Raw genomic sequence first — 20,514 nt, 5'->3', positions numbered from 1 at the left:
TTCCAGTTCTACGAGGGACGGCAGCGATGAGCCAGACCGCCGACTATGCCTTCACCCGCGTGTTCGACGCGCCGCTCGGCCTGGTGTGGGCCGCGTGGACCGAGCCGGAGCGCTTCTCCCAATGGTTCGGGCCCCGGATGATGGCCACGCCGGTCGGCCGGCTGACCCTGGACGCGTGGCCCGGCGGGGTCTGGCGGGCCACGTTGATGGGCGACGAGGGGTTCGAGGTGACGGTGGACGGCACCTACCGCGAGGTGCGCAAGCCCGTGCGGCTGGTGTTCACGACCGGCGATCCGGACGAGCCGGGCGACGGGCCCGCGTCGGTGGTGACGATCGACTTCGCGGACGTGGACGGCAAGACCGAGATGCGCTTCCACCAGCACGGCGTGAACGTCGAGCTGACCGGCTGGATGGAGTTCTTCGACCGCCTGGCCGAGCACCTCACAGCAGCTTCGGAGCGTCCTCCAGCTTGAGGGCGGCGCCTTCGGCGTACGCGGCCGCGAACGCCTCCTCGCCGAGCGCGTCACGCGCCTGGGCAGCGATCCGCTCGATCTCCGACAGTTCCCAGGGCCCCGCGGGCGTCTGGTGGTGTTCCCTGGCCGCGGCCGCCAGCCCGAGCAGCCTGGCGGCCTTCTCGGTCGCCCCCGAGGCGGAGGCCGCGCCTTCGACAACGGACGTGGCCCCCCTTGGGTCGCCGAGCCGCTGCGCGGCCTCCAGCGCTTCCGCCTGCAGCGCCAGGGCCTTCGCGTTGTCACCGCGCATCTCCGCGATGTGGCCGAGTTCGGTGAGCGCGTCCGACAGGTACATGGCCGGGCCGCGCCGTGCGCCTTCCAGCAGGCGCAGCCAGATCGTCTCAGCCTCGTCCAGCCGGCCCGTCCGGCGCAGGGTGATGGCCAGGCCCATCTCCGCCTGGATCTCCCCGTCCTTGTAGCCCTGGTCGGCGGCCAGTTTCCTGGCCCGTTCGCAGAGCTCGACGGCGCGGTCGTACTCGCCGCTCTCCATCGCGACCCAGCCGAGCCAGGCGGTGTGCGTGGCGACCTGGGGCCACAGGCCGAGGTCCTCCGCCATCCGCAGTCCCTCGCCGAACAGCCGGTTGGCACGCTCGGCGTCGTAGGCCATCTCGGCCACCGACGCCAGCCACTCCGTCGCCCGCAGCAGGCCCCAATGGTCGCCGAGCTCGGTGAACAGCCGGGCGCTCTCCCCTGCGAGCCGCTCCAGCGCTTCGACGTCCCGCCGCGTGAACGCGTCCATCGCCTGCCTGGCCAGTGCGGCGGCCACGCCCCACGTGTCGCCGACGGCCCGGAACGTGGCCAGCGCCCGGCTGGTCAGCTCCTGTCCCGTCGGCATGTCGGGGACGTGCATGGCGAGGAACAGCCCGGCTCTGGCCCGCTGGCCGGGGTCGGCGACGGCTTCCAGCGCGGGCCCCCACTCGACGTGCTCGCCGAGCGTGAGCGCGAACCCGGCGTGCCAGGCCGCCGCCCTGGCCCTGGCCGGGGTGGGGTCGCCGGGGACGGACAGGGCCGCGGCCAGCGACCGTCTGCCCTCGGCCAGCCTGCCGCGCAGGAACCAGTACCAGGTCAGCGCGTTCGCCAGCCTGGCCGCGCCGTCGCCGTCCGCGTGGGCGATCGCCGTGTCGAGCGCGGTACGCATGTTGGCGGCCTCGGCGTCCAGGCGCAGCAGCCAGTCCCGCTGCTCATGCCCGTACAACTTCGGCTCGGCCTGTTCGGCGAGCGCCAGGTAGTGGCGCAGGTGCGCGAGGCGTACCCGGTCGAGCTCGCCCGCGTCGGCCAACCGGGCGAGACAGTACGCCGACACCGACTCCAGCAGCCGGTATCTGACCCCCGCCGGGGTGTCCACCACGACCACGAGCGAACGGTCGACGAGCCTGGCCAGCAGGTCGAGCACGTCGAGCCCCGGCTCCCCGCAGACGGACTCGGCCGCCTCCAGCGTGCACCCCTCGGCGTGCGCCGCCAGGCGGCGCAGGACGCGGCGCTCCTCGTCGGACAGCAGCTCCCAGCTCCAGTCGATCACCGCGGTCAGCGTCTGCTGGCGGGCCGGGGCGCCACGCTGTCCGGAGGCCAGCAGCCGGAACCTGTCGTCCAGCCTGGCCACCACGCCGTGCACGCCGAGCGCGCGCACCCGGGTCGCGGCCAGCTCCAGAGCCAGCGGGATGCCGTCCAGGCGCCGGCACAACTGGGCGACGGCCTGCGCGTTGCCGGCATCGAGCGCGAAGCCGCGGGCGGCGGCCGCGGCGCGGGTCACGAACAGCCTGACGGCCTCCGAACGCGCCATGACCGTCAGGTCGGCACTGGCGGGCACGTCGAGCGGCGGCACGCTCCACAACACCTCGCCGTCCACGGCGAGCGGCTCCCTGCTGGTGGCCAGGATCCGCAGGCCCGGGCAGGCCCGCAGGAGCGACTCGGCCAGCTCGGCGACCTGCTCGACCACGTGCTCGCAGTTGTCGAGGACGAGCAGCATGCGGCGCTGCCTGAGCGCGCCGACGAGCTGCCCCGCCACGTCGGCCGCGTCGGCGCCTTCCCTGATGTCCAGAGCCGTCATGACCGCCTCCGCCGGGGTGCGCGAGGCCTGCTCCAGCCCCGCCTGAACCCCCTGGTCGAGCTCGACCAGCCAGGCGCCGTCCGCGAACCCGTCCAGCAGCCGGTTCGCCGCCTCCAGCGCGAGCCGGGTCTTGCCGACCCCGCCGCTGCCGGTGAGCGTCACCAGCCGTTCGTCCCCGACCAGCGCGCACACCTCGGCCAGGGCATCGTCCCTGCCGATCAGCTTGCTGAGAGCGGCGGGCAGGTTCGTCAGCGGCCGGTCGGCAGGCACGCTCAGCGACGGGTCCTGCCCGAGTATCGCCTGGTGGAGGGCGACCACGTCGGGACCGGGGTCGAGGCCGAGCTCGTCGGCCAGCCGCTCGCGCAGCTCGCCGTAGCTGGCCAGCGCCTCGCTCTGGCGCCCCGCACGGTAGAGCGCCCGCATGTGCACGGCACGCAGCCGCTCCCTCAGCGGATGGCGGGCCACCAGGTCACCGAGCTCCCCCACGAGCAGCCCGTGCTCGCCGAGCTCCAGCCGTGCCTCGGCGTGCTGCTCCAGTGCCGACAGCCGCTGCTCCTCCAGCCGGACGATGGCCGACCTGGTGTATTCCTCGTCGGCGAAGTCGGCGTACGCCGGTCCCCGCCACAGGTCCAGCGCCTCACCCAGCAGCCTGGCCTTCGTCCGCGGGCTGTCGGCGGCCTCGGCCTGCGTCAGCAGATGCGCGAAGCGCTCGGCGTCCAGGGCGCCGGGGTCGGGGCGCAGCAGGTAGCCGGGGGCGCGGGAGACCACGAGGTTCTTGCCCCCGGGCTCGGCGTCCTCGAGCGCCTTGCGCAGCTGCGAGACGCGTACCTGCAGCGCGCCCGCCGGGTTGCCCGGCGGCTCCTCGCCCCACAGGTCTTCGACCAGCCGGTCCACGGACACCGGATGGCCTTCGTGGACGAGCAGGTCGACGAGCAGTGCCCGGACCTTGAGTCCGGGGATCGTGACGACCTCACCGGCGTCGGTCCACACACCCAGCGGGCCCAGCACCCCAAAACGCATGCTCGTCACCTTATGTGCGGCCGTAAGCCTGCGAAAAGAACATCGGAAGGCCCGTCGAGCACGGTGGAGGCAACTGAAAGGGGAACGAGATGACCATCGACGTCCGCGCCGGGCGCAAGGAATGGGCCGGCCTCGCGGTCCTGGCCTCCGTGGCTCTGCTGCTCTCCATCGACTTGAGCGTGCTCTACCTGGGGCTCCCGCACCTCAGCGCCGGCCTGGGCGCCACCGCCTCGCAACAACTCTGGATCCTGGACATCTATTCGTTCATGCTCGCCGGCTTCCTCGTCACCATGGGCACGCTGGGCGACAGGATCGGCCGGCGCAGGCTCCTGATGATCGGGGCGGTGGCGTTCGGGGCGTCCTCCGTGCCGGCCGCGTACTCGGTGAGCGCCGAGATGCTCATCGCCGCCCGGGCGCTGCTCGGCATCGCCGGGGCGACGCTGCTGCCGTCGTCGCTGGCGCTGATCAGGAACATGTTCAGGGACGGCAAGCAGATGGGGACCGCGATCGGGCTCTGGTACGGCTGCTTCACGCTGGGCATGACGGTCGGCCCGCTGGTGGGCGGGCTGCTGCTGGAGCACTTCTGGTGGGGCTCGGTGTTCCTGATGGGGGTGCCGTTCATGGTGCTGGTGCTGGTGGCGGGCCGGACGCTGCTGCCGGAGTACCGCGACCCGAACGCCGGCCGCATGGACCTGGCCAGCGTCGCCGTGTCGCTGGCGACGATCCTGCCGGTCGTGTACGGGCTCAAGGAGGTCGCCAGGAGCGGCTGGCAGCCGGCGGCCGCGGCGGCGATCGCCGCCGGAGCGGCGTTCGGCGTGATGTTCGTCCGCCGCCAGCGCCGTCTCGCGGACCCGCTGCTCGACCTGCGCCTGTTCGCCAACCGCCCGTTCGCCGCCACGCTCGGGATCATGTTGCTCGGCGGCGTCGTCATGGCCGGCACGACGTTGATGACCACCCAGTACCTGCAGACCGTGCAGGCGTTGTCCCCGCTGGAGGCAGGGTTGTGGCTGGTGCCGCAGAACATAGCCATGATCGCGGCACTGGCGCTCGCCCCGGCGATCGCGCGCCGCGTCGGCGCCGCGTACGTGATGGCGGCCGGGCTGGCGGTGGGCGCCGTGGGGTTGTTCCTGCACACGCAGGTGCCGAGCGTCAGGGGTGTCGGGCTGCTCGTGACCGGTCTCGTCCTGGCCTCCGCCGGCATCGCGCTGCCGATGGGCGTGGGCAGCGGCGTGATGATGACGGCCGCGCCCCCGGAGAAGGCCGGGTCGGCGGCGTCGTTGTCGGAGACGAGCGGCGAGTTCGGCGTCGCGGTGGGCGTGGCGGCCATGGGCAGCCTGGGCACTGCCGTCTACCGGGGCGAGCTCCCCGAACGGCTGCCGGTGGAGGCGGCCCGCGAGAGCATCACCGCCGCGGTGACCGCCGCGAGGGACCTGCCGGACGTGCTCGACCTGGCTCGTGCCGCCTTCACCACCGGGCTCAACACGGTGGCCGCGGTCGGCGCGATCATCTTCCTCGGCCTGGCCGCCGTCACGATCGCCGTCCTGCGACGGCACGACGCCGCGGCCTGACCCCTTGGCGCGAGGCGGCACGCCGCCGCAAGAGGCGTCGCGGCTCAGTCACCACGCGCCGAGGGCGGCGCCTTCCTCGCCGACCCCCGGTAGAGGTCGGCGTCGTAGCGACGGTCGTTGTCGTCCAGCTTCGCCGTCGCCGCCGCCATCAGGTCCACGCCCAGCACATCGGCCAGCCGCACCAGGTAAAGCGTCACATCGCCCAGCTCCGTACGCATCCTGGCGAGCGTCTCGGGATCCGGGCTCCGCGACTCGTCGGCGGTGAGCCACTGGAACTCCGCCGCCAGCTCCCCCACCTCACCCGCCAGCGCCATCACGAGGTTCTTGGGCGTGTGGAACTGCTCCCAGTCCCTGACCCGGGCGAACTCGCGCAGGCGTGCGGCAAGGTGCTCCAGCTCCGTCGTCACGTCGCGACCCTACCGACCCGCACCGGCCTCGACCGCCTGGCCACTCCCGCCGCGAGCGGGTTCAACCACAAGATCGACGCACCCCGCACCGTGTACGCTTCCGCGCGTGTCCGAATTATCCGTACCCGGCTACGAGATCAAGGGCGTGCTCGGGCAGGGCGGCTTCGGCGTCGTGTACGTGGCTCTGCAATCCGCGGTAGGCCGCGAGGTCGCGCTCAAGGTGGACAACCGGGTCCTGCTGTCCGACCGCGACCGGCGCCGGTTCCTCCGCGAGGTCACGGCGGCCGGCTCGCTGTCCGGCCACCCCCATGTCGTTCCCGTCTACGACGCGGGCCTGCTGCCCGACGGGCGGCCGTACATGGTGCTGGAGATGTGCCCCGGCGGCTCATTGGCCGGCCGCAGGCTGACCCCGGCCGAGGCCCGCGACGTGGGCGTGCGCATCGCCGACGCCCTGTCCGCCGCGCACGCGCAAGGCGTCCTGCACCGCGACGTCAAGCCCGGCAACATCCTCGTCAACCGGTACGGCCAGGCGGCCCTGTCGGACTTCGGCCTGGCCACGATGCCGGCCTCCGGCCCCGAGGCGTCCGTGACCCGCGAGTCGCTGACTCCGTCCTACGCGCCGCCCGAGGCCTTCGAGCTGGCCGAGCCGAGCCCGGCCGGCGACGTGTACGCCCTGGCGGCCACCGTGTACGCCCTGCTGTCCGGCCGCCCGCCCCGCTTCCCGGAGAGCGGGGTGCCGAACCTGGCCATGATCCTGGCCCTGCACCGCCTTCCGGTCCCCGACATCCCGGGTGTGCCTGCCGAACTCACCGCCGTGCTGCGCCAGGCCCTGGCCAGCGACCCCCGCCAACGTACTCCCAGCGCCGCCGCCCTCCGCGACGCGCTGGCCGCCGTCCCGCTGGGCCCGCACGCCGCCGTGCCGTTCACGCCCTCCGTACCATCTCCCGACGACCGGCCGATGCCCCCACAGGCACCAAGGGTCGTGCAGGGGTCGGGGATCGTGCGGGAGCCGGGGGTCGCACAGGCTCCACTGGTCGCCCAGACGCCGCTGGCCGCGCACCAGCCCACCAACCCGCCACCGGGCAGCCAGCCGGACACCCGGCCACCCGCACCCCATGGCATCAACAAGGCCCTGGTCGCGATCATCGCCGCCCTGACCCTGGTCATCGTGGTAGGTGGCGGAGCAGTCATCTACACGCAGATCGTCCAGCAGCCGGAAGGGACCCAGCAGGCCCAGCCCAGCAGCACGGCGACCACGCAAAAGACCAAGAAGCCCGCGCAAGAGCCGGCCGGCGTCTTCACCGGCCTGGACACGTACACGGAGAACTGCCCGGCCGCCAACGTGCGCGGCGCCGGCGCGGCTTGCGTACGGGAGTCGGAGTGCTGGGGCGGCATGGTCATCATCGTGGGCGACACGAAGGCCAGGCGGCTCGGCTGCGAGGAGACACACTCATGGGAGACCTTCGCTGTCGCCCCCATCCCCAAGGACGCCGAGACCTACGTGCAGCAGGACCTCGCCAAACATCCGACGGTGAAGCGCGTCTGCAGCCGCACGGTGCTCCTGGCCAGCCGGGTCGGCGCCGCCAAGGCCATCGCAGCCGGCAGGTGGGAGGCCGACGTCATGCCACCGTCCCAGGCCCAGTTCGACGACGGGGTGCGCTTCTACCGCTGCATCGGCAGCGTGACCGGCCAGGAGCCGCGCAGGTCCTTCTTCCACTGACGGAGAGTCGCGCGGCCTGACTATTCGCGCCAGCCCGCCCGGGCGAGGATCTCGTCGATCATCGGCCTCTTGGCCTCGGCGTAGTAGTTGACGTCGCGCCACTCCCGTTGGGCCAATTGCCGCTTGGTCGCGGCATAGAGCTCCCGGTCCGCCTCGCTGGCCCGAAGCCGGTCCCGGAAGACGAGGTACCGCCGTACTTCGACATGATCAGGCGGATAACAGTGCAGGTTCACCGGCTCGCCGGGCTCACCGGTGCGCAGGCAGCGGTGCTCCGGCTCACGCACACGCACGGCATGACCCGCCGCCTGGAGATCAGGCAGGTACGCCGGCTCGTCATCCGGATCGTCGATGCCGACGACGATGTCGATGATCGGCTTCGCAGCGAGACCGGGCACCGAGGTCGAGCCGATGTGCTCGACCAGCCGTGCGCGATCGCCCAGGACCCCCCGCAGCTCGGCGGCACGGCGTTCGAAACGTGCCGGCCAGGCGGGGTCGTAGTCGACGATGGTCACCTTCACGGGACGCAGTCCCTGCACCAGCACGGCGGAGAGCTTGGCGTCATCGAGCGGGTCAGGCATTTTCTACTTATACCTGGCGGTGCTCTCGCGGACGATCAGTTCGGTGGCCAGTTCGACCCGCTTGGTCTCCGGGACCTCGCCCCGCCCCATCGCCAGCACCGTGCGGGTGGCCAGCGCAGCCATCTCCTGCAGCGGCTGGCGCACCGTGGTCAGCGGTGGCCAGGCCGACTTGGCCAAGGGCAGGTCGTCGAAGCCGACCACGCTCAAATCCTCGGGCACGCGCAGGCCCCGCTGCCTGGCCGCCTCGAAGACGCCGAAGGCCATCAGGTCGCTGCCGGCGAAGATGGCCGTCGGCGGGTCGGGCAGGGACAGCAGGGCGTGGCCCTCGTCGTGGCCGGAGTCCACCAGGAACGTTCCGCGTCTCACCAGTTCGGGAGCGAGGGGTTCACCCGCCGTTTCCAACGCCGCCCGGTAGCCGTCGATGCGGGCCTGGCTGCAGAGCATGTCAGAGGGGCCGCTGATCATGCCGATTCTGCGGTGGCCCAGCTCCAGGAGATGACGGGTCGCGGCCAGACCGCCGTTCCAGTTCGTCGCCCCCACGGAGACCACGCCCGGGGCGGGCTCGCCTTCCGGGTCCACCACCGCGAACGGCAGCGAGCGGGCGCTCAGCTGGGCCTGGATGCCGGTGGACAGGCGGGAGGCGACGATCACCACGCCGTCGGTCCTGCGGGCGGCCAGCCGCTCCAGCCAGTCGCGTCCCGGACCCGCGTGGGTGTGCAGGACCGAGATGACCACGCTGGCGCCGGCCTCGTGGGCGGCGCTCTCCGCGCCGCGCACGATCTCCATGGCCCAGGGTGACTCGATCTCGGCGAAGACCAAGTCGACCAGGCCGGCAGGGGTGTCGTCCTGGCTGACGCGGCGCTGGTAGCCGTGCTCCTGGAGCAGTCGTTCGACCCTGTGGCGGGTCGCCGGAGCGACCTCCGGGCGCCCGTTGATGACCTTCGAGACCGTGGGGATGGAGACCCCCGCCTCTTCCGCGATCAGTGCGATCGTGACCCGCCTCTTCGCTGACACGATCGGGAGTGTATCCGAAAGTTTCGGTTTGGCGTCGCTCGGGCCCACAGTATTGACGCTTTACGTGGCGTTTACTTAAGCTCCCGTCAAAGAAATTATCGGGGGGTTCACGAAACTTTCGCCACTCACTGAGAAGGGACCCCTATGAAACGCAGTTTGGTGTTGATCGCGACCGCTGTGCTCGCGGCCGGCTGTGGCGGTGGAGGCGGCGAAAACGCGACCCAGGGTCAGGGCGGCGGATCGCCGGCGAAAGTCACGCTCGAGTGGTGGCACCTGTCGACCAGCGAGCCGCTCAAGTCCTTGTGGGCGCAGCGGGCCAAGGAGTTCGAGGCCAAGAACCCGAACGTCACCATCAAGGCCACCGTTCTGGAGAACGACGCCTACAAGGCCAAGCTCACCACGATCACCCAGTCGGGCAAGGCGCCGGACATCTTCGCGACGTGGGGCGGCGGCGTGCTGAAGCAGCAGATCGACGCCGGCCTGGTCAAGGACATCACCAGCGACGTCGCCGACGTCCTGCCGAACTTCACGCCCGCGGCGCTGAGCGCGTACCAGCTCGACGGCAAGACATACGGACTGCCCACGGACATCGGGATGGTGGGTTTCTGGTACAACAAGAAACTTTTTGAGAAGGCGGGCATCACCCAGCCGCCGGCCACCTGGTCGGCGTTCCTCGAGGATGTCAAGAAGCTCAAGGCGGCGGGCGTCACCCCGATCGCCCTGGCCGGCAAGGAGAAGTGGCCCGGGCACTACTACTGGGCCTACCTCGCCATGCGTATCGCCGGTCTCGACGCGCTCAAGCAGGCCGCGGTGGACAAGGACTTCACCAAGCCCGACTTCATCGCCGCGGGACAGCAGGTCAAGGCGCTGGCGGACCTGCAGCCGTTCCAGAAGGGCTTCCTCGGCGCGGCCTACTCGACCCCTGACGGTCAGTCGGCCACGGTGAGCAACGGCAAGGCCGCCATGGAGCTGATGGGCCAGTGGGCGCCGGCCGTTCAGAAGGACTCCGGCAAGGGCCTCGGCGACGACCTCGGCTTCTTCCCCTTCCCCGCCGTCGAGGGCGGTAAGGGTGCGGCCACGGACGCGTTCGGCGGGGGCGGCGGCCTGGCCGTGGGGACGGATGCCCCGAAGGAGGCCGTGGAGTTCGTGAAGTTCATGACCGAGATGGGCAACCACTCCAAGGCCGTGGAGGCCGGCGGCGTGCTGCCGGTGCTCAAGGGCGAGGAGAGCGCGGTCAAGGACCCGAACCTCAAGCAGGTGGCGACCATGCTGGCGAGCGCCGGCGGCTACCAGCTCTACCTCGACCAGGCGTACCCGCCGGCCGTCGGCCAGCAGGTCAACGACAGCGTCGCCGAACTGATCGCCGGCACCAAGACGCCGGAGGAAGTCGGTGCTGACATCACCGAAGTGGCCAAGAGCGAAGAATGACGACACTCACCCGAGGGCCGGAAGCGGTTAAGTTTCCGGCCCCCGCCCCTGCCGTCAAGAAACGCGGCAGGTGGCTGACGATCACCCTGTTCCTGCTGCCCGCGCTCGTGTTGTTCCTCCTGCTGGTGGTGGCCCCGATCCTGGTGGCCGTCTATTCCAGCGCGTTCCGGTGGAACGGGTTCGGCGGGCTGCCGACCAACTTCATCGGCTTCGACAACTTCACCCGGTTGTTCGGCACCGAAATCTTCGCTCAGGACCTGTGGCACCTGCTGGTGCTGGTGCTGTTCTCGGTGTGCGTTCAGCTGCCGTTCTCGCTCGCCATCGCGATGCTGCTGAACCAGCGCATCCGCGGGCGCGCGTTGTACCGGGTGGTGTTCTTCGCGCCGTACGTGCTCTCCGAAGTGATCACAGGCGTGCTGTTCTCGCTGATCCTCTCGCCCGAGTCCGGCATGGCGAACCAGCTGCTGTCGGTCTTCGGGATCGAGTCGGAATGGCTGGCCGACCCCGACACCGTGATGCCGTCGCTGTTCCTGGTCATGACGTGGAAGTACTTCGGCTTCCACATGATGATCTACCTGGCCGGCCGGCAGAACATCCCCAATGAGCTCATCGAGGCCGCCCAGATCGACGGCGCGAGCAGTTGGAGGACGTTCCGGCACATCACGCTGCCCCTGCTCGGGCCGACGATCAGGATCAGCATCTTCCTGTCCGTCATCTACACCATCCAGCTGTTCGACCTGGTGTGGATCCTCACCGGGGGCGGGCCTTCGCACTCGTCCGAGACGATGGCCGTGACCATGATGGAGTACGGCTTCAAACGCTCCCAGGTCGGCTACGCCAGCGCGATCAGCGTCGTGATGTTCGTGCTCAGCCTCGTCTTCGCCCTCATCTACCAGCGTTTCGTCATGCGCCGCGATCTCGAGGGCGCCACCACCAACATGGGAGGCCGCCGGTGATCCATCGGAAGAAGGCCCCCGCCAGGACCAACACGCTGCCCCTGCACGCGATCGCGTGGGTCGTGGGCGCGTTCATCCTCATCCCGGTGATCTACGCGTTCCTCGGCGGGTTCAAGGCCAACAGCGAGTTGTCCGGCAACCCGTTCGGGCTGCCGGAGACGTGGGTGACCGCCAACTACACCGACGTGCTCGGGTCGGGCTCGTTCTGGCTGCAGATGTGGAACAGCACGTTCATCGCGGTCGTGACGACCGTGCTGACGGTCGCGCTGGCGGCGCTGGCGGGATTCATCTTCGCCAGGTACGCCTTCCGCGGCAGGGAGCTGCTGTTCACCGTGTTCACGGCAGGGCTGATGTTCCCGTTCGCGGTGGCCATCCTGCCGATCTTCGTGCTGCTGCGCACGTTCGGGCTGCTGGACAACCCGCTCGGCGTCATCCTGACGCAGGCGGCGTTCGGCCTGCCGCTGACGATCATCATCCTGCGCGGTTTCTTCCGGAGCATCCCGGGCGAGATCGAGGAGGCGGCCATCATCGACGGCTGCACCCCGTTCGGGTTCTTCTGGCGGATCCTGTTGCCCATGGCCCGGCCCGCCATCGCCACCGTCTCGGTGCTGGCCATCGTGGGCAGCTGGAACAACTTCATGCTGCCGCTGGTGGTCTTCAGCGAGGAGGCCAGCTGGACACTCCCGCTCGGGATCCAGCAGTTCCAGGGCCAGTACGCCTCCGACACCGCCCGCATCCTCGCCTACCTCGTCCTGGCCATGGTTCCGGCGCTCGGGTTCTACGCCCTCGCCGAACGTCACCTGGTCGGCGGGATCACCGCCGGCGCCACGAAGGGATGACCTCTTTACATGCTTCACGTATCCGGATCCCATCTCGTCACGGACGACAACACGCCGGTACGGCTTCGCGGGGTGGGCCTCGGGGGCTGGATGAACATGGAGAACTTCATCACCGGCTACCCGGCCAACGAGAGCTCGATGCGGCAGGCCGTCCGCGGCGTCCTCGGTGAGGAGCGGGCGGAGTTGTTCTTCGACCGGCTGCTGACGTCGTTCTTCACCGAGCAGGACGCGGCGCTGCTGGCCGAGCTGGGCATGAACTGCGTGCGCATCCCGGTGAACTACCACCACTGGGAGGCCGACGACCGGCCCTTCGAGATCGACCCGCGCGGCTTCCGCCACCTGGACCGGGTGATCGGCCTGCTCGGCGCGCACGGCATCTACAGCGTGATCGACCTGCACGCGCTGCCCGGCTCGCAGAACCAGCATTGGCACTCCGACAACCCGACGCACGTGGCCGCGTTCTGGCAGCACCGCCACTTCCAGGACCGGGCGGTGCACCTGTGGGAGGCGCTCGCCGACCACTACCGCGACAATCACTGGGTAGCCGGCTACAACCCGGTCAACGAGCCCGGTGACGTGTCCGGCAAGGTGATCGGCCCCTTCTATGACCGCCTGGTGAAGGCCATCCGGACCGCGGACCCGCGCCACATCCTGTTCCTGGACGGCAACACGTACGCCACCGATTTCTCGATATTTCGGGAGATGTACGAGAACACGGTGTTCGTCACACACGACTATGCGCTGGCCGGGTTCGCCCACGGCGGCCCCTACCCCGGCTACACGCGCGGCGAGTGGTGCGACAAGGCGGAGCTGGAGAAGACCTTCGCCAAGCGGTCCCGCTTCCAGCGCGAGACCGGCACGCCGCTCTGGGTCGGCGAGTTCGGGCCCGTCTACACCGGGGACCCGGAGGTGGACGCGCAGCGGCTCCAGATCCTGCGTGACCAGCTGGAGATCTACGACGGCCAGGACGTGGGGTGGTCGTTGTGGACGTACAAGGACGTGGGGTTGCAGGGACTGGTGCACGCCTCCGGGCCGTACCTGCACCGGTTCGGCGGCTTCATCGCCAAGAAACAGCGGCTCGGCGCGGATCGCTGGGGCTCCACCATGGAGGAGTCGTCGGACGTGCTCGCGCCGCTGCACCAGTTGATCGAGACAGAGTTCCCCGGCTGGGATCCGTACCCGTGGGGCGCTCGCTACCAGAGCGACGACCTGATCAGGCACATCCTGATCGCCCAGGCGCTGCTGCCCGAGTACGCCGAGCTTTTCCGGGGCCTCGGCGACGACGAGCTGATCGCCTTGGCGGACTCGTTCCTGCTGGAGCAGTGTGTACGCCGCGAGCCGCTGCTCGAACTCCTGGCCGACAACCTGGCACGGTGACGAGGCCCACACCGTCACGCCTATCGCTTTCGGGCGCCTTCTGAGAGTAAGCTTCGGCTGCCCTAATTAAGGTAAGCCTTACCTCAGTGATCTGGGAGTGACGGTGTTCGCCAGTTACCTCATAGGACTGCGCGAAGGACTCGAGGCGACGCTCGTCGTCTCGGTCCTCGTCGCTTTCCTCGTCAAGAGCGACCGCAAGGACAAACTCCCCCAGGTCTGGGCGGGCGTCGGCGTGGCCGTCGCGCTGTCCGTCGCGTTCGGGGCGCTGCTGACGTTCACGGCGGCCCGTCTCGAGTACACCGGGCAGGAGCTCTTCGAGGCGATCGCCTCACTGCTGGCCGTCGTGTTCGTCACCTGGATGATCTTCTGGATGCGGCGGGCCGCCCGCGCGCTCTCCGGTGAGCTGCGGGGCAAGCTCTCCGAGGCGCTCCAGGTGGGCTCGTTCGCCGTGGTCGTCATGGCGTTCCTGGCCGTCGCCAGGGAGGGGCTGGAGACCGCGCTGCTGTTCTTCGCGGCCGCCCAGGGCGCCACCACGACGGTGGAGCCGCTGATCGGCATCACCCTCGGGGTGCTCACCTCGGTGCTCATCGGCTGGGGGCTCTACCGCAGCGCCATCAAGATCAACCTCACTCGCTTCTTCACCTGGACGGGGTTGCTGCTCATCCTGGTGGCCGCGGGCATTCTCAAGTACGGCGTGCACGACCTGCAGGAGGCCGGCGTGCTGCCGGGCCTGACCACGTACGCCTTCGACATCAGCGGCGTGCTTCCCGCCGATTCCTGGTACGGCGCCCTGCTGTCGGGCATTTTCAACATCACCCCACAGCCGAGCGTCGCCGAGGTCGTCGCCTGGGCCGCGTACCTCGTTCCCACCCTCTTCCTTTTCCTCCGACCGCAGCGGAGCAAGACCACCCCGGCGCCCGCGTCCTCCGCGGCCTGAACAGGAGCATCATGCGTACCGCCATCCATCTGACTTTCGGCGCGCTCGCCCTGGCCGGTCTGACCGCCTGCGGCTCGGGCGCCGCTCCCGCCCCCGCCTCGTCGTCCGGCCCTGCCGCGCCCGGGAAGATCGCCGTGGCCGCGAACGACACCGAATGCAAGGTCGCCGCGTCCGAGGTCGCGGCGGGCACCACGACCTTCGCGATCACCAACGGCGGCTCCAAGGTGACCGAGTTCTACGTGTACGCCCCCGGCGATCGGGTCATGGCCGAAGTCGAGAACATCGTGCCGGGGTTGACCAGGGAGCTTATCGCCGAGCTGCCCGCCGGGGCGTACGAGACGGCCTGCAAGCCCGGCATGGTCGGCAAGGGCATCCGCAACCCGCTCAAGGTGACCGGCGAGCACAAGAAGCTCACCGCGGACGCCAAGCTGGCCGAAGCCGTGGCCAGCTACAAGCGGTACGTCAAGTCGCAGACCGACACGTTGCTGGTCAAGACCCAGGAGTTCGTGGACGCGGTCAAGGCCGGCAAGATCGAGGAGGCCAAGGCGCTGTATCCGGTGTCGCGGACCTACTGGGAGCGCATCGAGCCCGTGGCGGAGATCTTCGGCGACCTCGACCCCGCCATCGACGGCCGCGAGGCCGACCTGGCCGAGGGCGACGAGTGGACCGGCTTCCACAAGATCGAGAAGGATCTGTGGATCCACAAGGACGTCAGCAAGTCCGGCCCGATGGCCGACAAGCTGATCGCCGACGTGAAGACCATCGTCGACAAGGCCAACGCCGCCGAGCTCACCCCGCTGCACCTGGCCAACGGCGCCAAGGAACTGCTGGACGAGGTGGCCACCGGGAAGATCACCGGCGAGGAGGACATCTGGTCGCACACCGACCTGTGGGACTTCGCGGCCAACCTCCAAGGTTCCAAGGCGGCCGTGCAGTCGCTGCGACCGGTGCTCGAGGAGCGGGCCCCGGACCTGGTCAAGACGCTGGATGAGAAGTTCGCGGCGGCGGAGGCGGCGCTCGAGGTGCACCGCAAGGGAGACGGCTGGCAGTTGCACAACGAGCTGTCCAAGGCCGAGCTGAAGTCGCTTTCGGACGCGATCAACGCGCTGGGCGAGCCGATCAGCAAGATCGCCCCGGTGGTCGCGAAGTAGCTGGAGGAAGGTCGCGATGTCGAAGGCGACGGAGCCCGAGCGCCCCGCAGGGGGCGCTGAGCCGAAGGCCACGGAGCCCGAGGCCGGAGAAGGGCGGCGGATGAGCCGCAGAGGGCTGTTCGGGCTGGGCGCGGCCGGGGCGGCGGTGGTGGGTGCCGGGGCGGTGGCGGCGCGGTCGCTGCTCGACGAGCCACCGGTCGCGCACGCCTCGTCCGCCTCCGACCCGTATCCCTTCTACGGTCAGCACCAGGCGGGCATTGTCACGCCTGCCCAGGACCGCCTGCATTTCGTGGCATTCGACGTCACCACGGAGAAGCGGGCCGAGCTGGTGGACCTGCTGCAGGAGTGGTCGGCCGCGGCGGCGCGGCTGACCCAGGGCAAGGAGGCAGGCTCGTACGGCGCGGTGGGCGGCGCCCCAGAGGCCGCCCCCGACGACACGGGCGAGGCGCTCGGCCTGCCGGCCTCGGGGCTGACACTGACGATCGGGTTCGGCCCGTCGCTCTTCGACGACCGATTCGGGCTGGCCGCCAAGCGGCCGGCCGCCCTCGCCGATCTGCCGAAGTTTCCTGGAGAACAGCTCATTCCCGAAATCTCCGGCGGGGACATCTGCGTGCAGGCCTGCGCCCACGACCCCCAGGTCGCCGTACATGCCATCCGCAACCTGGCCAGGATCGGCTTCGGCCGGGTCTCCGTACGGTGGTCGCAACTCGGCTTCGGCCGCACCTCCTCCACGTCACGTGCCCAGACCACGCCCCGCAACCTGATGGGCTTCAAGGACGGCACCAACAACCTGAAGCTGGAGGACGCCGATCTGCTGCGCGAGCAGCTGTGGGCGAACGCGCAGGACGGAAGCGCCTGGATGGCGGGCGGCACGTACATGGTCACCAGGAAGATCCGCATGATGATCGAGACGTGGGACCGCACGTCGCTCCTGGAGCAGGAGCAGATCATCGGCCGGGACAAGGGTGAAGGGGCGCCGCTGGGCAAGAAGCGCGAGTTCGACACGCTCGACTTCACGGCCAAGACCTCGGACGGGCAACCCGTCATCGCGGCGGACGCCCACGTGCGGCTGGCGCACCCGAGTTTCCACGGCAACGCGCACCTGCTGCGCCGCGGCTACAACTTCGTCGACGGCTCCGACGGGCTCGGGCGACTGGACGCGGGGTTGTTCTTCATCGCCTACCAGCGCGACCCGCGCAAGCAGTTCGTGTCGGTGCAGATGAGCCTGGCCAAGACCGATCCGCTCAACGAGTACATCAAGCACGTCAGCAGCGGGCTGTTCGCGGTCCCGCCTGGCGTTCGGGACGCGGGAGATTATTGGGGTCGTACGCTCTTTGACTAACACTGCAGGCGATCCGTGAGCGGGTTGGCAAGCGTGGCGTGTCGGCATACCTGGAGAGGGCGGCCCAACGCCAGCTCGAGCGGGACAACCTGTACGAGCTGATCGCAAACTTTGAAAAGGTCCACGGCCCGGCCGATCCGGACGCCGTGGCGGCCAAGCATGCTCGACTCACCGGCGACGCGCCTGCAGCGGGGGCCGCTGCGTGAGTGGTGCCCTGCGAGTGGAGCCGGTCACACAGACCCTCGCTCAGTCCGCTGCTGCACTGCTGCGATGTGCGGAGTTGCACGGTCACAAGTACGCCATCGATGCGATGCTCTGCGCGACCGCCCTACAGCATCCAGGCTTCGATCGAAACTGTATCGACCTCTTCCAGAACGTCGCACCGTCGAAGCCCTTGCCGATGCTCCAGTTCACGCCGTAACCCCCGTCCTCAGCGGTCACCTACCGGCCGCGCCGTTGATCGGTCTGCCGGGGGTGTCCGGTCCCAGCCCGAGCAGTTGTTTCCAGCCCTCGGCGGCCCGGCGGTCAGCGAACCGAACGCGCCAAGGATTCGGCCGGGGAACATCGTCGCCCCGGCCCGCCATCAATAATCCCCTTTCGGACGAGCTACTTCCGGACCATCTCCGGGGAAGGGTCCCTGCAGTTCGCGGGCGAGCTCTGGATCGCTCCAGATCACCGCAGTAGAGCGCCAGGAGGTCAACGACCGTGCGAACGGCAGCAACTCTCCGGTGTCCGCCCCCGCGATCAGATGGTTGAGGAGTTCACGCACACATCCATGACGCTCGGTGTCTGGCAGCCAGGTGAGCCAGGGGAGTTCCTCCGCCAGGACCTCCTCGGCGAGGTCACTGTTCCGGCGAGCCACGATGGCCAGCGCACGGGCGGCGATGCGCAGACTGGCTGCCCCTGCCTCGAATCGCTCAGCGCGCATCAAGATGATGTTCTCGTCATCGCGCCGTTCGAGGATGACGTCGGCGTGGTCCAGTGCGGGAAGCACCTCCGAAGGGCCTCTGAGAAACGTGCTGTACGGGAAGCTCTTCGTCGCCACAGAGTCGGCTTATCTGAAGTAGTTCAGATATCGCTACCAGGTACGTAAGGCAGCCTCTACAGCCCGAGTAGACCAGTACTCATCTCCGAGAGAACGCTGGGAAAAGCCGCTTGGCCGCCCACGCCGTCGTGGCGCTCGAACCGGTCCGTACGGTCCGGGAAGTGCATGCCAGTCAGGCCGCGCGTCACCTCCCGCTCAGAGCCATGCGCCGCTAGCGAATGCGCTGAACCGCGTGATACGGAGGAGCGGCAGACCCAACCTTTTGGCTCCTCTCCGGCGTCGGTAACGGGTGAGAGGAGTCGTCTTGGACCCCAATGACAGCTTCCGCGAGTTCGTCGCGGCCCATCAGCAGTCGCTGATGCGTACCGCGTACCTGCTCACCGGAGACGCCCACCTCGCCGAGGACCTGCTGCAGAGCGTGCTGCTCAAGGTGCTCGCGCGCTGGCCCAAGCTGACGCACGTCGGCAATCCGCAGGCGTACGCGCGCAAGGCGCTGGTGAACCAGTACATCTCGTGGCGGCGGCGCCTCGTCTCGGCCGAGTTGCCCAGCGCGGCGCCCCCGGAGGGGTCCTATTCGAACGAGGACTCCACGGTCGTCAGGCTGGCCGTACGGCAGGCGCTCGCGCAACTGCCGCCCCGGCAGCGGGCGGTCATCATCCTGCGCTTCTACGAGGATCTCACCGAGCACGAGACCGCCAAGCTGCTCAAGTGCTCGATCGGCACGGTGAAGAGCCAAACCCATCACGCGCTGGCCCGGCTGCGCACTCTCTCGCCGGCGTTCTCTGAACTGGAGGGACAGCGATGACCTGGCTGCGGAACGTCCTGGACGAGCTGGCCGACGAAACTCCTCAGGTGGACCTGGCGGAGCGGACGATCAGGATCCGGGAACGGCGGCGGCGTACCGCCGCCTGGGTCGTGGCCGCGGCCGCGGTCGTCGTCACCGCGCTCGGCGCGACGGCCGCCGTACGGGTGCTGCCGGCCGGTGAGCCCGTCCCGGCCGCCGATCCGGCGACCGTCAACGACCTGCCGGCGCGCGGGGTCGGGCCGCTGAGTCACGCGTACAAGACGTTCTGCCGTCCGCAGGACGGCAAGGTGCCGCCGGGGTGCGTGGACGGCGGTTGGCGGGTGGTCACGCGGGACGGCAAGACGTACCGGGTGGCGCAGGCGTTGCCGAGCCTCAGCCCGTACAGGGGGGCAGGGCTGCGGGACAGTCCTCTCGCGATCAGCCGGGACGGTCGGAAGATCGCCTACTACGGCGCCGCGCACCGAACCTTCGTCGTGCGCGATCTCGCCTCCGGTGCGGAGCAGGTGGCCCCGACGAGGGTGTCCGAGAATTGGCTCGGCAGCATTTCTCACCTGCTGCTGTCGGACGACGGGCGTTTCCTGGCGTTCGCCAAGAATCCGCCGCTGACGGACCCGGCCATGCTCATCGACCTGCAGGAACGGATGGTGCGGCCACTGCCGAACGGCTGGAACCCGATCGGCCTGTCGGCGGACGGCGGCACGATCACGCTGGCGCAGTACTCGCCCAAGAGCAGGTTGCAGACCCTGACCCGGCTGTGGACGACGTCCACGGCAGGTAACGGACGGACCGTCAACCTCCCGAAGCACTCCCTCGTCGGCCCGCTTTCTCCCAACGGGAAGGATCTCTTCGCGCTGAAGAGCGTCCGCGTTCCGGGCATGAACTGCGGGAGGAGCGGCGACGATCTCGTGCGATTGGACCCGGAGACCGGCAAGGTGCTCAGAACGGTCCCCATCAGCGGCCTCTCGATGACGAGCAACTTCGTCTATTTGCGTGGCTGGGTCAACTCCACGGAGATCACCGCTCTCGCCAGCCCCTTCAAGTGCGCCAATGAAGAGACTGCCGATGATCTTGTGGAGAGTCGGCTCGATCCGTCCTTTACCCCTTTCACGGCCTACGCGGTGAACGTGAAGACGGGCAAGGCCAGGAAGCTCGCCACCTACACCGCGCAGGACCACTTCTATCTCGTGATCCCCGGTTTCCCCGGCACCCTCTGATCAGGTCCTACCGGTGGCGGGCGCGGGAGGCGGCGGCGTGGGCGCGGTTGGCGCAGCGGGTGGAGCAGAACTGACGGCGGCCCGGGCGGCTGCGGTCGATGAAGGCGTCCTGGCACGGGTGTGCCGCGCACAGGCGCAGGCGCTCCCAGTCGCCTGAGGCGGCGAGATCGAGCAGGTCGGCGACGGACCGGACGGCGAGGCGTTCGGCCGGCGGAGCGCCTTCCGGCGCCGTGAGGCGGAGGTGCGGGACCCCGTCCGCGTCCAGCACGGCGGCCCGGACCGGGAGCTCGGCCGTCCACCGGGCCAGGGCGCGGGTCCGCTCGGGAGGGTCGCCGGTCAGGACGGCACGCAGCCGCTCCCGCACTCCCCGGACCGCGGCGAGATCGTCCGCGTCGATCTCGCCCTCCTCTCCCACTCCCAGTTCGCGGCAGAAGCGGCGCAGCTCGGACACGTCCGGCAACCGCTCGGGATCGTCCAGGTATTCGTCCCACGTGTTCGCGAGATCGATCGCCACGATCCCCGTCTCCGCGAACTGGCGCATCCACCCTCCTCTT

The 20,514-nt window shown here is 69.5% G+C and carries 19 protein-coding genes; 13 read left to right on the top strand and 6 right to left on the bottom strand.

The genetic code is table 11. From position 1 onward, the window contains the following. Window positions 1–26 precede the first annotated feature (26 nt). Window positions 27–473 carry an SRPBCC family protein gene (locus tag EDD27_RS52415; RefSeq protein WP_127940134.1) on the top strand — a complete coding sequence of 149 codons (447 nt, stop codon included), beginning with the start codon at window positions 27–29 and terminating at the stop codon, window positions 471–473. Here the strand turns inward: EDD27_RS52415 and EDD27_RS52410 are convergent. After that, window positions 442–3,579: an AfsR/SARP family transcriptional regulator gene (locus tag EDD27_RS52410; RefSeq protein WP_127940133.1), complete on the bottom strand. Its 3,138-nt coding sequence runs from the start codon at window positions 3,577–3,579 to the stop codon at window positions 442–444. The two genes, EDD27_RS52415 and EDD27_RS52410, sit on opposite strands and share 32 nt — an antisense overlap. An 89-nt stretch (window positions 3,580–3,668) precedes the next feature. On the opposite strand from EDD27_RS52410, the gene EDD27_RS52405 reads away from it, so the two are divergent. After that, window positions 3,669–5,147 (top strand): MFS transporter, encoded by a 1,479-nt coding sequence (locus EDD27_RS52405; RefSeq protein ID WP_127940132.1) that lies wholly within the window; start codon window positions 3,669–3,671, stop codon window positions 5,145–5,147. A 44-nt stretch (window positions 5,148–5,191) separates the two neighbouring features. Here the strand turns inward: EDD27_RS52405 and EDD27_RS52400 are convergent, their stop codons facing one another. Continuing rightward, complete coding sequence (locus EDD27_RS52400) at window positions 5,192–5,554, bottom strand: nucleotide pyrophosphohydrolase (protein ID WP_127940131.1); 363 nt, start codon at window positions 5,552–5,554, stop codon at window positions 5,192–5,194. Window positions 5,555–5,660: 106 nt separating this feature from the next. Here EDD27_RS52400 and EDD27_RS52395 point away from each other — a divergent pair, with 106 nt between their 5' ends. Beyond that, window positions 5,661–7,274 (top strand): serine/threonine-protein kinase, encoded by a 1,614-nt coding sequence (locus EDD27_RS52395; protein ID WP_127940130.1) that lies wholly within the window; start codon window positions 5,661–5,663, stop codon window positions 7,272–7,274. 20 nt (window positions 7,275–7,294) lie between these two features. Here EDD27_RS52395 and EDD27_RS52390 read toward each other — a convergent pair whose 3' ends face one another. Both EDD27_RS52390 and EDD27_RS52385 read right to left on the bottom strand, forming a co-directional pair. Next, window positions 7,295–7,852: a GrpB family protein gene (locus EDD27_RS52390; RefSeq protein ID WP_127940129.1), complete on the bottom strand. Its 558-nt coding sequence runs from the start codon at window positions 7,850–7,852 to the stop codon at window positions 7,295–7,297. 3 nt (window positions 7,853–7,855) lie between these two features. Further along, window positions 7,856–8,866: a LacI family DNA-binding transcriptional regulator gene (locus EDD27_RS52385; RefSeq protein ID WP_127940128.1), complete on the bottom strand. Its 1,011-nt coding sequence runs from the start codon at window positions 8,864–8,866 to the stop codon at window positions 7,856–7,858. Window positions 8,867–9,010: 144 nt separating this feature from the next. On the opposite strand from EDD27_RS52385, the gene EDD27_RS52380 reads away from it, so the two are divergent. The 8 genes from EDD27_RS52380 to EDD27_RS52345 all read left to right on the top strand — a co-directional run bounded on the left by EDD27_RS52380 (window position 9,011) and on the right by EDD27_RS52345 (window position 17,102). Then, the gene (locus EDD27_RS52380) at window positions 9,011–10,294 is read left to right on the top strand and encodes an extracellular solute-binding protein (RefSeq protein ID WP_127940127.1); all 1,284 of its coding nucleotides are present in this window, start codon (window positions 9,011–9,013) and stop codon (window positions 10,292–10,294) included. Beyond that, window positions 10,291–11,250, top strand: a complete 960-nt coding sequence (locus EDD27_RS52375; RefSeq protein WP_127940126.1) for a carbohydrate ABC transporter permease — start codon at window positions 10,291–10,293, stop codon at window positions 11,248–11,250. Before EDD27_RS52380 ends, EDD27_RS52375 begins: the two co-directional genes overlap by 4 nt. After that, complete coding sequence (locus EDD27_RS52370) at window positions 11,247–12,089, top strand: carbohydrate ABC transporter permease (RefSeq protein WP_206642049.1); 843 nt, start codon at window positions 11,247–11,249, stop codon at window positions 12,087–12,089. The genes EDD27_RS52375 and EDD27_RS52370 overlap by 4 nt, the downstream gene beginning before the upstream one ends. A gap of 9 nt (window positions 12,090–12,098) precedes the next feature. Continuing rightward, on the top strand, window positions 12,099–13,466 hold the full coding sequence (locus EDD27_RS52365) for a glycoside hydrolase family 5 protein (protein ID WP_127940125.1): 1,368 nt from the start codon (window positions 12,099–12,101) through the stop codon (window positions 13,464–13,466). Window positions 13,467–13,569: 103 nt separating this feature from the next. After that, the gene (gene efeU, locus EDD27_RS52360; protein WP_127940124.1) at window positions 13,570–14,403 is read left to right on the top strand and encodes an iron uptake transporter permease EfeU; all 834 of its coding nucleotides are present in this window, start codon (window positions 13,570–13,572) and stop codon (window positions 14,401–14,403) included. Between the two features lie 11 nt (window positions 14,404–14,414). Further along, the gene (gene efeO, locus EDD27_RS52355; RefSeq protein ID WP_127940123.1) at window positions 14,415–15,554 is read left to right on the top strand and encodes an iron uptake system protein EfeO; all 1,140 of its coding nucleotides are present in this window, start codon (window positions 14,415–14,417) and stop codon (window positions 15,552–15,554) included. 16 nt (window positions 15,555–15,570) lie between these two features. Continuing rightward, entirely contained in the window at window positions 15,571–16,896 is a 1,326-nt protein-coding gene (gene efeB, locus EDD27_RS52350) for an iron uptake transporter deferrochelatase/peroxidase subunit (RefSeq protein ID WP_127940122.1), read from the top strand. A 38-nt stretch (window positions 16,897–16,934) separates the two neighbouring features. Then, complete coding sequence (locus EDD27_RS52345; RefSeq protein ID WP_241564721.1) at window positions 16,935–17,102, top strand: hypothetical protein; 168 nt, start codon at window positions 16,935–16,937, stop codon at window positions 17,100–17,102. Window positions 17,103–17,479: 377 nt separating this feature from the next. Here EDD27_RS52345 and EDD27_RS52335 read toward each other — a convergent pair whose 3' ends face one another. Beyond that, window positions 17,480–17,941, bottom strand: coding sequence for a hypothetical protein (locus tag EDD27_RS52335; protein WP_127940120.1), 462 nt, complete (start codon window positions 17,939–17,941; stop codon window positions 17,480–17,482). 304 nt (window positions 17,942–18,245) lie between these two features. On the opposite strand from EDD27_RS52335, the gene EDD27_RS52330 reads away from it, so the two are divergent. Both EDD27_RS52330 and EDD27_RS52325 read left to right on the top strand, forming a co-directional pair. Continuing rightward, window positions 18,246–18,746, top strand: a complete 501-nt coding sequence (locus EDD27_RS52330) for a SigE family RNA polymerase sigma factor (RefSeq protein ID WP_127940119.1) — start codon at window positions 18,246–18,248, stop codon at window positions 18,744–18,746. After that, window positions 18,743–19,960: a hypothetical protein gene (locus tag EDD27_RS52325; RefSeq protein ID WP_127940118.1), complete on the top strand. Its 1,218-nt coding sequence runs from the start codon at window positions 18,743–18,745 to the stop codon at window positions 19,958–19,960. The genes EDD27_RS52330 and EDD27_RS52325 overlap by 4 nt, the downstream gene beginning before the upstream one ends. 7 nt (window positions 19,961–19,967) lie before the next feature. Here EDD27_RS52325 and EDD27_RS52320 read toward each other — a convergent pair whose 3' ends face one another. Beyond that, window positions 19,968–20,501: a CGNR zinc finger domain-containing protein gene (locus EDD27_RS52320; protein ID WP_164904165.1), complete on the bottom strand. Its 534-nt coding sequence runs from the start codon at window positions 20,499–20,501 to the stop codon at window positions 19,968–19,970. Window positions 20,502–20,514: the final 13 nt, after the last annotated feature.

Source organism: Nonomuraea polychroma, from assembly GCF_004011505.1.
GTDB classification, from domain to species: domain Bacteria; phylum Actinomycetota; class Actinomycetes; order Streptosporangiales; family Streptosporangiaceae; genus Nonomuraea; species Nonomuraea polychroma.
This window is presented reverse-complemented; position numbering and strand designations above follow the sequence as displayed.